The organism is Lacticaseibacillus casei DSM 20011 = JCM 1134 = ATCC 393 (assembly GCF_000829055.1).
In the GTDB taxonomy this organism is placed as follows: domain Bacteria; phylum Bacillota; class Bacilli; order Lactobacillales; family Lactobacillaceae; genus Lacticaseibacillus; species Lacticaseibacillus casei.
Genome location: NZ_AP012544.1, coordinates 985220 through 998867 on the forward strand (window position 1 = coordinate 985220; position 13648 = coordinate 998867).

14 protein-coding genes are annotated in these 13648 nt (G+C 48.1%); 10 read left to right on the plus strand and 4 right to left on the minus strand.

The annotated features are described in order from the left end of the window. The first annotated feature begins 308 nt into the window (after window positions 1-308). From LBCZ_RS05060 to LBCZ_RS15965, 5 genes are all read left to right on the plus strand, one after another. Window positions 309-1031, plus strand: a complete 723-nt coding sequence (locus tag LBCZ_RS05060; protein ID WP_025012962.1) for a hypothetical protein — start codon at window positions 309-311, stop codon at window positions 1029-1031. Window positions 1032-1154: 123 nt separating this feature from the next. Next, entirely contained in the window at window positions 1155-2942 is a 1788-nt protein-coding gene (recQ, locus tag LBCZ_RS05065) for a DNA helicase RecQ (protein ID WP_025012963.1), read from the plus strand. A gap of 139 nt (window positions 2943-3081) precedes the next feature. After that, window positions 3082-3759 (plus strand): helix-turn-helix domain-containing protein, encoded by a 678-nt coding sequence (locus LBCZ_RS05070; protein ID WP_010493863.1) that lies wholly within the window; start codon window positions 3082-3084, stop codon window positions 3757-3759. Next, window positions 3756-4649, plus strand: a complete 894-nt coding sequence (locus LBCZ_RS05075) for an IS3 family transposase (RefSeq protein WP_010493862.1) — start codon at window positions 3756-3758, stop codon at window positions 4647-4649. The genes LBCZ_RS05070 and LBCZ_RS05075 overlap by 4 nt, the downstream gene beginning before the upstream one ends. Before the next feature lie 181 nt (window positions 4650-4830). Then, complete coding sequence (locus LBCZ_RS15965) at window positions 4831-4989, plus strand: hypothetical protein (protein ID WP_162483683.1); 159 nt, start codon at window positions 4831-4833, stop codon at window positions 4987-4989. A gap of 57 nt (window positions 4990-5046) precedes the next feature. On the opposite strand, the gene LBCZ_RS05080 is transcribed toward LBCZ_RS15965, so the two are convergent. Further along, window positions 5047-6282, minus strand: coding sequence for an aminopeptidase (locus LBCZ_RS05080; RefSeq protein WP_039638892.1), 1236 nt, complete (start codon window positions 6280-6282; stop codon window positions 5047-5049). Window positions 6283-6557: 275 nt separating this feature from the next. Here LBCZ_RS05080 and LBCZ_RS05085 point away from each other — a divergent pair, with 275 nt between their 5' ends. The 3 genes from LBCZ_RS05085 (at window position 6558) to LBCZ_RS05095 (ending at window position 9910) form a co-directional block, all read left to right on the plus strand. Next, window positions 6558-7166 (plus strand): TetR/AcrR family transcriptional regulator, encoded by a 609-nt coding sequence (locus tag LBCZ_RS05085; RefSeq protein ID WP_010489114.1) that lies wholly within the window; start codon window positions 6558-6560, stop codon window positions 7164-7166. A 229-nt stretch (window positions 7167-7395) separates the two neighbouring features. Continuing rightward, a complete protein-coding gene (locus LBCZ_RS05090) occupies window positions 7396-8772 on the plus strand; it encodes a DUF2252 domain-containing protein (protein WP_025013676.1) in 1377 nt (458 codons plus the stop codon). A 136-nt stretch (window positions 8773-8908) separates the two neighbouring features. Continuing rightward, on the plus strand, window positions 8909-9910 hold the full coding sequence (locus tag LBCZ_RS05095) for a YihY/virulence factor BrkB family protein (protein ID WP_025013677.1): 1002 nt from the start codon (window positions 8909-8911) through the stop codon (window positions 9908-9910). 77 nt (window positions 9911-9987) lie between these two features. On the opposite strand, the gene LBCZ_RS05100 is transcribed toward LBCZ_RS05095, so the two are convergent. Further along, a complete protein-coding gene (locus LBCZ_RS05100) occupies window positions 9988-10449 on the minus strand; it encodes a flavodoxin (protein WP_025013678.1) in 462 nt (153 codons plus the stop codon). A gap of 200 nt (window positions 10450-10649) precedes the next feature. On the opposite strand from LBCZ_RS05100, the gene map reads away from it, so the two are divergent. Both map and LBCZ_RS05110 read left to right on the plus strand, forming a co-directional pair. Further along, complete coding sequence (map, locus tag LBCZ_RS05105) at window positions 10650-11474, plus strand: type I methionyl aminopeptidase (protein WP_025013679.1); 825 nt, start codon at window positions 10650-10652, stop codon at window positions 11472-11474. A 189-nt stretch (window positions 11475-11663) separates the two neighbouring features. Then, entirely contained in the window at window positions 11664-12710 is a 1047-nt protein-coding gene (locus tag LBCZ_RS05110; protein WP_039638894.1) for a glycosyltransferase family 2 protein, read from the plus strand. Between the two features lie 293 nt (window positions 12711-13003). Here the strand turns inward: LBCZ_RS05110 and LBCZ_RS05115 are convergent, their stop codons facing one another. Both LBCZ_RS05115 and LBCZ_RS05120 read right to left on the minus strand, forming a co-directional pair. Then, window positions 13004-13237 carry a DUF2922 domain-containing protein gene (locus tag LBCZ_RS05115; protein ID WP_025013680.1) on the minus strand — a complete coding sequence of 78 codons (234 nt, stop codon included), beginning with the start codon at window positions 13235-13237 and terminating at the stop codon, window positions 13004-13006. Window positions 13238-13275: 38 nt separating this feature from the next. Continuing rightward, window positions 13276-13467 (minus strand): DUF1659 domain-containing protein, encoded by a 192-nt coding sequence (locus tag LBCZ_RS05120; RefSeq protein WP_032959032.1) that lies wholly within the window; start codon window positions 13465-13467, stop codon window positions 13276-13278. Between the last annotated feature and the right edge of the window lie 181 nt (window positions 13468-13648).

Consider the following 13648-nt stretch of genomic DNA (forward strand, 5'->3'; position numbering starts at 1 on the left):
GTAAGCGGCCTCAGGCGTGATGGCCCGGTCTTGGCCATTGCGCCTGAGGTCCTTACACGTAGACTTCTGCGCCAGTGAGCGCGTTTTCGCGGCAGTATCGGTACGGGTCGGGTTTTGACCATTGCGCCCAAGGCCCTTACACGCAGATTTCGGGGCTGACAAACGGTTTATGGAAGCGAAATGAATGGCAAAAAAAGCGCCAAGCAGCCTGTCATTCTTATGCCGTCAATGATCGGTGAATAACCTCGTCTCCTTCAGCAACACGTTAACTGATCCAAAATCCACCCATACCAAAGGAGGATGCCCACATGCAAGCTTTCATGAATGTTTATGTCCCCGGATGGTTGATCTTCATTGGTGGCATCCTGCTCATTAGCGCGGTTAATGGTGCGACGGTTCAAGCCATGGTAAATCATGCTGGCCGGTCGAACACGCAAATATGGTACATGAAGCCAGGCATTTTTGTTCATGAGCTGTTGCATGCGGCTGTTGCGCGATTATTTGGGTTACAGGTGACGAATTTTTCGTTGCGGGCTGATCCGTTGCAAGGCAGCGCCGCACATGTCAGTTTGCGTTATGATCGGCATAATCCGCTTGCCCAGCTGGGGTTGTTTTTATCCAGCAGCGCACCGGTTTGGGGCATCAGCATTGTCTTGTTGGTCCTTGGTCGGTGGGCGCTTTTCCCGGCAGGCAATCAAGTGTGGCAAGTGCTTGCGGCTTCATCGAGCCTCAGTGAAAAATGGGTCATGATGCGCGGCATGGTGGCGATTAACTGGCAGTGGTTGGCTATTTTTCTAGTCGTGACCCTGATTTTGACGCCGGGTGTCGCTTTATCGCATCGCGACCTGCAGAATATGTGGCAAAGTGCGCCGGTGGCGTTTTTAGGCACCATGGTCATTTTCTATCTCTTCCTCACGTTCTGGCCAGCCGGCTTTGCGTGGTGGACTTCGTTGAATTTGAATTTATTGCTACTAGATTTAATGGTGTTAGGTTTTAGTCTGGTTATTTGGTTTGTGGTTAATTTGCTTTGAACGTGATCATTAGTGGCAGTTGGATGGCGTAACATATCTAAGGTGATACTTTTGAAAAGGGCATCTGCCATAGTTATCAAAATCTATAATTGAGGCAAACAAAAACCGGTTAGGGGGAGAAGTATGGTTGTCACGCAACCAACAACGATTTTAAAAGAAAAATTCGGTTACCATCATTTTCGAACCGGCCAAAAACAGGCAATTGATCGCGTGACGGCGGGAGAAAGTACCTTAGTCGTGATGCCGACCGGTGGTGGTAAGTCGTTGTGCTACCAGGTGCCAGCTATGTTACTGCCGGGATTGACATTGGTGGTGTCGCCTTTGATTGCCTTGATGAAGGATCAGGTTGACGCGTTAAATGACAACGATATTCCAGCAACGTTTATCAACAGCACGCTTGATTTTCAGACAATTAACGAGCGACTGAATCAGGCAAAATCGGGGCAGATTAAGTTGTTGTATGTGGCTCCGGAACGATTTGACAACGACTGGTTTGTGCAGCAACTTGCTGCGACACATGTGGCACTTTTTGCGATTGATGAAGCCCATTGTATTTCGCAGTGGGGCCATGATTTCCGGCCGAGTTATCTGAATCTTGCCCAGGTCGCTGCCCAATTGCCGGCACATCCGCCTGTAATTGCTTTGACTGCAACCGCTACGCCGCGGGTCAGTCAGGATATTTGTCAGCGGCTGATGATTCCGGATGATGGGGTCATCAATACCGGATTTGAACGCGATAACCTCAGCTTTAAGGTGGTTCGTGATCAGGATGAAGATCGTTATCTGTTGGACTATCTTAAACTCAACGTCGATCAATCCGGTATTATTTACCCGAGCACTCGCAAAGAGGTAGATCGCCTCTATACGTTCTTAGAACATAAAAAGTTACCAGTGGCAAAGTATCACGCCGGTATGACTGAAAAGCAGCGGGCAGCCAATCAAGAAGATTTTCTGTTTGATCGCAAGCCGATTATGATTGCAACGAATGCATTTGGCATGGGCATCGATAAAAGCAACGTTCGTTTTGTCATTCATGCCCAAATTCCCAAGGATCTGGAGTCTTATTATCAAGAAGCCGGGCGGGCCGGACGGGATGGCTTACCAAGTGAAGCCATTTTGTTATTCAAGCCGCAAGATTTACAGGTTCAACGGTTCTTCATTGACCAATCCGAAGGTGACGAGGCGCACAAACAGCGGCAATATGACAAGCTAAAAACAATGGAACGTTATGCCAATACCGACCAGTGTCTGCAACAGTTCATTCTGGATTATTTTGGGCAAACAGGAACTAAGCCATGCGGCCGCTGCTCTAATTGTCTTGATGATCGCGAATCGGTTGACGTGACCATCGATGCCCAGAAGGTGTTGTCATGTGTCGTACGGCTCCATGAACGGTTTGGCAAAGGCGTTGTTGCCCAAGTACTGGCAGGGGCGCACAATCAGCGTGTCTTGTCGTTTCACTTAGATCAGCTGTCCACATACGGCTTGATGCAAAATCGCCGTCAGCGTGACATCACGACGTTTATCGACTTTTTGACAGCTGGCGGGTATCTCGAGACCCGCGGCGGCCAGTATCCGACACTTGGGCTTACCGCCAAGGGAGCCGAGGTTTTACGCGGCCAGGCAACTGTTTTCCAGAAAACCGCGCAGAAAGCGAAGCAAACACTGGAAGTCGATGACACAGTCTTCCAGGAATTGCGCAGTACTCGGGGTCAGTTGGCAAAACAACAGCATTTGCCGCCTTACATGATTTTTTCGGACAAAACGCTAAAGGCGATCGGCAGCGCGATGCCGCAAACGATGGACGAGTTTTTGGCTGTTAAAGGGGTCGGCCAAGCCAAACTCGACAAATACGGTCAAATCTTTTTGGATGTCTTAAAGGCGATCCAACCGGAAAAAGCGCAAAGGTAAGTCGACTGGCATATCAATCAAACAAGCTGGATCATAACTTATAGCTACAATAAAAAGGTGAACAACTCTATGCGATAATCCCTTTATGGTTGTCAGATGAAATATCATAATTCATCTGATGATCATGGAGGGATTTTCTATGCCCAGATCTAAGCATACAGCTCAAGAAAAGTTACTCATATTGGAGGAGTTCAGACATTCGAATATAAGTATCAGTAGTTTCTCCCGTCAACACGGTCTTGGTGATCGCACATTACAACGTTGGCAGGCGCGCTATGAACGCGATGGGATTAAGGGATTAGAGGAAGCTCGAAAGAATCAACATTATACCAAGGAACAAAAGCTTGAAGCAGTACTTGCTTATCTCAGTGGTGAAGGGTCATTAGCCGAAGTCACGATGCAATTTGGTCTGCGCTCATCAACACAATTGCAAAGATGGATAGCCATGTATAATAGGGATCATCAATCTTTGACGGCTTCACCGTCTAGAAAGCAGGTCCCCACCATGAGTCGTACAACCACCTTCGAAGAACGCATTAAAGTCGTTGAATATGTCACTAAGGGTAAGCACTCCTATACTGAAGCGGCAGCCCATTTTGATGTGTCTTATCAACAGGCACGGTCTTGGGTGATCAAGGCTCGCGAAGGCGGTTATGAGACGCTGGTAGATAACCGTGGTCACCACAAAGACAAGCGTGATCTAACCGAATTAGACAAGGCCAAACTGCGCATTCGTCAACTAGAAGCTGAGCTCAAGGACAAAGAGCTAGTGGAGGCCTTTGTAAAAAAATTACTGGAAATCCAGCACAAGGAGTGATCAAACAACACCGACAAGCTTACCGTGCCATCGAAGAAGTTAGTCAAGGCCAACATGGCGCTGTCACAAAGTTATTGGACGTTATTGGCATCAGCCGTCAAGCTTATTACAAAGGCTTAAGGCGGGAGGAAACAGTGTGGGAGGTCCACGATCGGCGGCTTAAGGAGCGGACTCAATATTGGTTTGATTTTCATCGCCAAGGCATTGGTGCTGGGAATCTTCTGATCAACTTACAACAAGATGAGCTGATTGACTTTCCGATCACGATCAAACAAGTTCGTCGCGTCATGCGCGAGCTTGACATTCGATGTCAGATCCGCCAAAAACGGCATAGTCGCGTCAAGCAATCTGAACAGTACCTGCAAGACAATGTGCTCAATCAATGTTTCTACGTGGAACGCCCTAATCAAGTCTGGCTAGCCGACTCAACCGAGTTGAAATACGGTATCAACGGCGAGTACAAGATGCGCCTCAGTGGCGTTCTTGACCTCTATGGCCGCAATCTGTTGGCTTACAACCTGAGTGCAACCGAAACAACCGCTGCCGAGATTCAGGTCTTCCAGCGCGCTTTCACTCGCGCTGGCAACGTCCATCCGCTCATTCATACTGATCGTGGTTCCGCCTATACATCCAAGGCATTCAACCGCTACCTCAACCAATTTGAAGTCACACGAAGTATGTCACGGCCGGGAACGCCCTATGACAACGCACCGATAGAGCGCTGGTGGAACGAGTTTAAACTGCGGTGGATGGATCGTCATCCAATGGCAAAGACTTACAAGGAATTCGTCAAGCTCGTTGAAGACGGGATCCACTATTTCAATCACGACAACCGTTCAGGACAAAGAGACGGCCTTACCCCAGAAGAATACTGGAATAAGGCCATCTAAAGGCTACCAAAATTTTATATTATTTCATCTGTCAACTTGACAGGGCCGACCGCACTATACGAGTGTGTTCACCTTTTGGTTTCTTAAGGTAATTTCGTGGGCGATATAAGAATGAGTGCCAAAGCGGAGCAATCGTAGGCCAGATGGGGCTCAGCAGTGGAAACAACACAGCGACCGTTTTTTGTCGCTGATGTTGTTAGGCGACTTTGAGACAGCGGTTTTCTGGCTCAAAGCGCCGTCACAGCGTTCCAGCACCATCTGGCCGGAGATTGCGGAGTTTGGCACGGCTCAGAACTTATTGCCTAAGCTTTTTGATCGTTCGGAATCCGTTGAACTATGAACATTCTTATAAAATTATAGTTCAGTTTCTTTATAAGGCTGTAATGGTGCTGAAACATTACGCCCAGTCGCCGTTGCGGAAGATGGGTACCACAGTGCCGTCAGGTTTAATGCCATCAATGTTCGTGCTGGCGGAGCCCATCATGAAGTCAACATGGGTAGGACTTTGATTTAAGCCGGCTGCCCTTCGTTGTTCGGCGTTCATTGCCACGCCGTCTTTGACTGAAAATGGGTAGGCTTGGCCGAGTGCCATGTGGTCTGACGCATTTTCGTCATAAAGGGTATTGAAGAAAATGAGTCCGGATTGCGAGATGGGGGATGGATCCGGCACCAGCGACACTTCGCCTAGTGAACGGGCGCCAGGCGTTTTGAGTAGGTTTTGCAAAACATCATTCCCCCGATCGGCATGGGCGTTCACAACTTGCCCGTTTTTAAACGTAAATTGCATGCCTTCCAGGATCTGGCCGCTGTAGCTAAGGGGCTTGGTCGAAACAACCGTGCCGTCGATTCGCCGGAAATCCGGAGCCGTGAAGACCTCTTCAGTCGGCATGTTGGCCATGAATTCTTCGCCACGCGGATTGAAAGCACCGGCTCCCTTCCAAATGTGATTCTTCGGCAAGCCGACGACCAAATCCGTGCCTGGCGCCATGTAATGCAGCTGATCAAATTGTTCATTCGTCAGCCATTTCGCCTTTGCGCTCAATTTCTGATCGTGCGCTTTCCAAGCGGCTTCGGGATCAGGATGGTCGATGCGGGTAGTTTTGAAAATCGCTTCCCACAACCGGTCAGTTGCTTCTTGCGGCGTTTTGGCGTCAGGGAAGACTTTCTGCGCCCATGCTGGACTGGCGGCACCGATAATTGTCCAGCTAATGCTCATTGAGCTGATGGCGTTCATCAGGCGTTGGTAGGCTTTCGTGAAAGCTTCCTGATAGTTGGCAATTCTTGTCGGATCAATGGCAGCTAAATTGTCCGGGTCACTCGAGATGACGGTGATCCGTTTGGCTTGGTGATCGACCCAGTAATCAAATTGGCCTTTAACAAAAGGCGGAATATTGAAGAGGCGGTCCTCGGCCATATGCGCCATGTCCAGACGTTTGAGTGTATCGTCAGACCACTGAACCTGAACTTCCGCGGCACCGCGTTGATAGGCGGCGGCAACAATCAGGCGGGCAAGTGGGGCCTGGTCCACGGCAATCTGCAGATAGACGGTATCGCCGGGTTTGACGGCAACACCAATGTCCACCGCCAGATCGGCGTATTGTTTAAGCTTTTCGTTAAAGTTGGCTAATGGCATAATGGAATCCCTCCAAGTAGTTTGGCAACAGTTTACCATAGTCAGATCGCTGACTGACGTAAGATGCCTCGGGCTGGCATCAAAAAATGTCAAAATAAATTAAGAAAAACTGAAATTTCTTTATGAATTCTGTTCCTTTATGCTTTCATCTCTGGTAAAATAACAGCAAGGTACGGGGTATATCTTTTGGAGTGGAGATGTTGCCCCAAGTGTCTAAAATTTAGTTGTGTGCAAGTTAGTTTTAAATAACTTTTAAAGAAAGTAAGGGGAACAATATGGCACGAAAGAAAACTATCACGCATGATCAGATTCTCAATGCAGCATATGATCTGGTCGTGGAACAAGGCTTTAAGAGTTTTACCGCACGAAATATTGCGAAGAAGATGAACTGCTCAACCCAGCCGATTTATTTAGAATTCAAGAATATGGCTGAATTAAAGCAAGCCGTCATGGATCGAATTAAAGAACTGTTGGCATTGAAGATGGCGAAGCATTATACGAATGATCCGGTTGTTGACTTGGGGTTGGCTTACATTTACTTTGCACTAGAGAATCGTCCGCTTTACCGCGCGGTTTTTGTTGAAGATCATTTTGGGGTTGACGAGATGCGCGAATATGCAATGAGTACGGCTATGCGCGTCTTTGATGCTTATGAACCTGCCAAAAACTTAAGCGAAGCGCAATTGCGCAACACGATTTGTGGGGTATGGATTGTCGCAACCGGGATTGCTAATTTGATGGCACCGGGCTTCATCGATATCACCCGCGATCAAATGGTCGACATTTTAACCGCTGTGACGCAAGACTTTATTGTCAATGGTCGGTTTTCAGACGACCCGCGAATCTCATGGTTTGAAAAAGCCCAAATCGCACAAGGATATTAAACGATAAACTGGGGAACATCGTTTTTCCGTGCGTCATGTTGTCTATAAACTAATGTGAATAAAAACCTGCTTGCCAATTGACCGGTGTAAGGTCGCCTGCAAGCAGGTTTTTTGTTGCTCCAGCGCTCACAGTACTGGAAAACCGCCCAACAATGTGCTACTTTTGACTTACCAAGTGTTATCCTATCAAAATGAAACGGACGGCACCTAAACCAAAAAGGAGTCAGTTATGGGAAGTTCATCAGACCTTAAAGATTTATTGCGCGAGCGAGTCGCAGCTAAGTATACGATTGATGATTTGAAGGAGACGGGGAAAAAGATTCGAGAGACCGCCCCGATTGAGAGCCTCGCTGCCGTTAGTAAAATTGATCGTGATCCGGTTCAGTTTATTAATAGTGTGGAACAGAATTTGACGGAATCGCTATTGCCAATGCGTCACCAGCGAATGGGAGCATCGCAGGCAGCCTTTTTCCGCGGCACTGCCGAACTGATGGCTTATGATCTGCGCCAAGGTGAGAAATCGGGGATCAATCTGTTAATCGATGGCGATGCGCACTTACAAAACTTCGGCTTTTACGCCTCACCGGAACGGAATTTGCTGTTCGACCTCAACGACTTTGACGAAGCTCAGATTAATAGCTTTGAGTTTGATATCAAACGTTTACTAACCAGTGTTTATCTGCTGGGCGATCAGCAGGGGTTTGCGGCCGATAAGCTAGATGAGCTCGTGCAAACCGATGCCAGCATTTATCGCAAAACCTTACGGGACCTGTTCAAGCTCGGTGCCTTGGACCGCTTCTATCAATCCACTGAAGTCAAGCACCTGATGCAGGAAATTCCCGGCGCAGAAGACTCGCAATTGTTGGCGAAATTCGTTAAAAAAGCGACAAAACGCAATAATGATTCTGTCGTTAAAAAATATACCCTGACAACTGATGATGGCCATATGCGGTTCAAAGACGATCCGCCGAGTTCCGTGCGGCTTGACCAAGCAACTTACCAGGCGATTTACGATGGGTTTACCCAGTATCGCAAGACCACCCGCGCGGATATTCTGGTTTTGTTAAGCCAGTATCGGATTACAGATATCATTCATCATAGTGTCGGCATCGGCAGCTTCGGGACAAACTGCTACTTGGTTTTGCTCAGCGGCTTAAGCGGCGGCCATATAGTGCTGCAAGTCAAGGAAGCATTGCCGCCACGGCAGGAACTGTTGCCGCATACCGAACGCATGACTTTGCAACAGGAAGTCAGTCAAGGACAGCGAATCATTGCCGCCCAGATGATTCTTCAAAAAGCCTCTGACCCTTTTTTAGGCTGGTTTAATGTCGGCGATAAAAGTTATTATGTTCGCCAGTTTCGGGATATGAAAGGATCGGTGGATCTGGAGGAACTCAACTTCACTGAATTTCAGTATTATACCCAGATGACGGCCTACCTTTTGGCGAGGGCGCACGCCCAAACACCGCAGGCAGCAGTCGTCACCGGTTATCTGGATAAGCATTTCGACAGCGCGGTTCAGCGGTGGAGCAAGTGGTATTTAAATCAGGTTAAAGCCGATTATTCAGCTTTTCTCCGTGCAGTTGACACCCATCTTCTGGCGTGATCGGCGAGGCGCCATTTCGAAGATCGTCATTATTCAAATGATTTATGAATCAAAATATGTTTTGCTTGTTTTTACTAGATTAACTCTGGCAAAATTAAAGAGAGCCTTAATCATTGGCTGGGAAGGAGGGTAAAGCATGGCGCGGAAAAATCATCGTAAAAAACGACCGTTACTTTCAACGGAGCAACAGGCCATGATCCGTTCGGGCCAGATGGCATTAGCAGAGATGAAGTTGCCGCGCCGGACCAAGTTTTGGGTCTTTGTCCGCTTGGCAATGAATCGTGTGGCTGAATCCAATATCGGCCAAATTGCAGCGGCTATCGCTTACTATGCGTTATTATCGCTCTTTCCCTTAATCTTATTTGTTGCCAACGCCTTGCCATACCTGGGGCTGACTTACCGTAGTTTAGCAACTTATTTGACACAGGCGGTGCCTTCGAATGTGATGAAGTGGCTCGATCCGGTGATTGCCAATTTATTGAGCACAAGTAGTGGCGGGTTATTGGGAATCGGTGCGGTCGCCACATTATGGGCCGCTAGCCTAGGCGTGAATGGCCTGAAGATGGGCTTTAATCAGGTTTATGGTGTGGACGCCACGCAAAACTTCATTATTCAACGGCTGTTGTCGATGCTCATGACTTTCATGCTGATTATTGTGATGGGCACGATTTTGATTGCCTTTGCATTTGGCCGCCAATTTCTCGAATGGCTGATTCCTTTGTTGCGGCTGAACGATGATTGGCTAAAAACATTTAATACCTTACGTTGGCCGGTGACCGTTACGGCATTATTCATTATCATTATGTTTCTTGATTACTTCTTACCGAATGTCAAAATCAAAATATGGACGGTGCTGCCAGGCACGGCATTCACGGTGATTGGCTGGCTTCTGATTGCCCAGGCCTTTTCGCTGTATATGCATTATTTTGGCACCCGTTACCTGTCGTATGGCACTATCGGTACGTTCATTGCCATTATGTTGTGGCTGAATTTTTCGGCACTGGTCTTGCTGTGGGGCGCGGTCATCAATGCGCTGACGGCGGAGTACTTCATCGGTCGGCTTCATCGCAGTAAGGGAAAAGTCCACGACTTTGTGAAGCGGCGGGTGAAAACGCCGCGGCCAAAAGAGGAATCCTAATGAATTCAATTTGCCTTCAGCGGCGCAATAAAAGGCTCGCGCGACAACCTGCGCGAGCCTTTTGGGTTCAGTTTATTTTATTGCATAGATTTGAATTTTTCGACTAACTGTTTGGTGAAGGCTTCCAGATGCTTGATGTCGTCTTCTTCAGGAGAAAGATCGATTTTAACATTCTCGGCTCCCTTGGTTGCGCCGGTTTTGGCGAACGCCTTGTCGAAATCATCGACAGACGTGGCGAAGTCGTCATAGAACCGATCGCCGCTGCCGCAACAGCCGTACACTTTACCAGTCAGGTCGAGATCCTGAAGCTCTTCATAAAAATCAACGGCTTCATCCGGTAACTCGCCGTCACCAACATCCGAATAGGTGTAAGTTGCCGTCACACAAATATCCACATCTTCAAAATCGCTGGCCAAGGCTTGCGAAACTTCTGTGGTGGTGACATCCACGTTCAAATCTTCAAAAGCCTCTTCGATGATACTGGCGATGTCTTCATTGTTACCGGTTAGGCTGGCATATACAATTCTCGCGCTTGCCATTTTCTTTATTCATCCTCCTAAAAAACAGCCCTCAAATTCCGATGACGGCGAGGCTGTTGTTCTTGCTCATTCGCCTGATTATAGCATAGGGTGACAACTTCTGGGCGATTCATTCGTCATACCGGCTACACTCGCGCTCTTTTCCAATTAATGCTACACTAATTGCGAGTTAAAATCGTATTGGAAAGCAGGCAAGAAGTTTGATTACCATCAAATCAGCACGTGAAATTAAAGGCATGGCCAAGTCAGGTGCCATTTTAGCAGCAATGCATGTTGGCTTGCGCGATATTATCAAGCCGGGAATCTCCAGCTGGGAAATTGAAAAGTTTGCCAAAGAGTTTTTTGAATCCCATGGTGCCAAGGCAGAGCAAGTTGGTTTTGAAGGTTACAAGTATGTGACCTGTGTTAGCATTAATGATGAAGTTGCTCATGCCGTTCCGCGTAAGGGACTGAAATTAAAAGACGGCGATGTTGTGAGCGTCGACACAGTGATCAGTTGGCATGGCTATTTTAGCGATTCCTGCTGGACATATGGTGTCGGCAAAGTCTCAGAAGCTGACCAAAAGCTGATGGATGTAACCAAGAAGTCGTTATATCTTGGGATTGATGAAGCGGTTGTCGGTAATCGGATCGGTGATATTGGCGCTGCGATTCAGACCTATACGGAAGATGACAACGGCTATGGGGATGTTCGTGAGCTTGTGGGTCACGGCATTCAGCCAACGATGCATGAAAGCCCAAATGTGCCGCATTATGGCGTTCCTGGCCACGGCTTGCGGCTCAAGGCAGGCATGACCATTACAATCGAACCGATGATCACGGAAGGCACCTGGAAGATTAAGGGCAAGCAGGTGCCAGGTGATACATGGGAATACTATGTCACGGCTGATGGCAGCAAATGTGCCCAGTACGAGCATACCCTTGTGATTACGGATAACGGTCCGAAGATTCTGACCTCACAAGGTGATCCGATTGATGCCAAGTATCAATTGACCGAAGACGATCTCAAGACGCTTCCGGAATAATGGGATTCGCCGTTAGCCAGACCAAAGCATGACGAACGGTTGATCAGAACCAGCCATCACGGAACCAGTAAGCAGGAAGCAGCCATTTGTTTCCTGCTTTTGTTGTTTTATTTGGCTAAATATATCGCTTTTGGCCGCCGTGCTGTCGGATAATAGAACATTGTAGGAACAAGGGAAAAGAGGGACGATATGGCAGCTCAGGAAGCATTGATCTCAGTCATCATGCCGGTCTATAATGCCGAAAAGTATTTGGCTCAGGCACTGGATAGTTTGCTGGCGCAGGATTATTCGAATTTTGAGATCATTTGCGTGGACGACGGGTCAGTGGATACCAGTAAGATTATTTTAGCAGCCTATGCCCGCCAGAATGCGCGAATGCATGTTGTTCGGGTTAAAAATGGTGGCCAGGCCCGCGCGCGGCAGGTTGGCATTGAACACGCGAAGGGCTCGTTCCTCGCTTTCATGGACAGCGATGATCTGGTTCACCCCCAGTGGTTATTAACTATGGCAGAAGGGATGCAAACACCGCGGGTCGATATGACGGTGGTCAACTACTATAACTATATTGGCGGCACTAAAATTAAAGCCCGATCGTTTCACGCGCCGGTATTTACAATCGAAGGTGATGACAAGTATCGGTATTGGCTTGAGGATCATGATCTGCGAGGCTATTTGTGGAATAAAATGTTTCGCGCCGATTTGTTCAAGGAGCCAGTGCCGGTTGCTAACTTTAATTTGCTTGAAGATGCTTACTTCATCGGCCAACTCTTGCCGCGCATTGATCAAATTCATTTTGTCGATCAACCGCGATATTACTACCGATTTAACGCGACTAGCAGTGTTCACGCCAAATTTCAAAAACGTGATTTGGAAGCCATTCATCAATTGGGGGCGGTGTTTCTGACCCTCGCTCGGGAGAAACCGGAATTGACCTCGCTGGCGGTGCGCCGATATGCAGCGTTGAGTTTGTTTGTGCTATCAAAAATGTCGCCGCGGCAATTAGTGGCTAACTGGGGGTACGCCCAGCAACTGGGAATGGTGTTGGCTCAGTATGCCCGCGAATTTCAAGGAATTATTTCGGCAGGGGATGTCACTGTGCTGGCGGCAGACAAGCCGGGAAAAGCGAGTCTTTTAGGTAAGTTGCGTGCCTGGTCGCATTTGTTGGGTTTGCCAACGTTTGATGACTTGAATAAGCTGGCTGGCCGTGAAAATGATGAGCCTAAGAAGGAGTCGTGATGGATCGTTCATGTTGAGGGAGGAATTTGTTCTATCGCAGGCATGTGCTTATTGGAGACTCTCTCTCCATAACGCGCTCACCGGCGCAGGAGTCTGCTTGTAAGGGTCTTGGGCGCGATGGCCTAAGCCTGGGCCATCACGCCCAAGGCCACTTACACTCCGACTCCTAACCGCGCCGGTTCGCGCTCACAAAAAGCAGCCGTCACCTTCCTTCGAGGGCAATGGCTGCTTCATATCGATCATCATGGAAAATGGGGTGCCGTGTTGGGGGAGGTCAGTTTTGACCCTTTACTTTACGCGGGCTTTTTTTCGGTAGTGAAGAGGTCGGTGCTGTTGGTTTCGGTTACTTTAGCACTGACCGGTGTGGCATAGAGGTTCATGCCTTCCTTTTTGAAAGCCTGTGCCTGAGCAACGGCGTCGGCGAATTGCTGCGCCTGTTCAACCGTGATCTCGGCATCGTATTTGTTGATCCGAATGCTTGTGGCTTTAACAGCTTCGGACTTGAAACTAAAAATCAGTGTTTTCATCAATAATCCCTCCGGTTAACTTAGGCGACGACAGCAGCTTATTGTTGCAAGACGGTGCTGGTCAGTGTTGCGTTTGGATAAAGCTTCGCAAACGCTTGACCGATTGCCAGCAATTCTTCGTCTTTGGCATTAGGGTCAACGTTGTTCATCCGACGTACCTGCTTGAATGCTTCGTTCTCCGGGTCGGTCAGGGTATAAACAATCGTTTGGCGCGTGATATTGCGGCTCATGGTGATTCCTCCTTATAATGAATGACTGGTTTGTTAACGACTCGGCCGATATCGATTAACAGTAGTTTGATTGGTAAGGCGTTTGTTTTGCCTTACACTGATATAAATTGCTAAGGGAGATGATTTGACAACGCGGTGAGGAAAAATTTTAACGTACAGCAGCACTGAAGGTACGCAATCT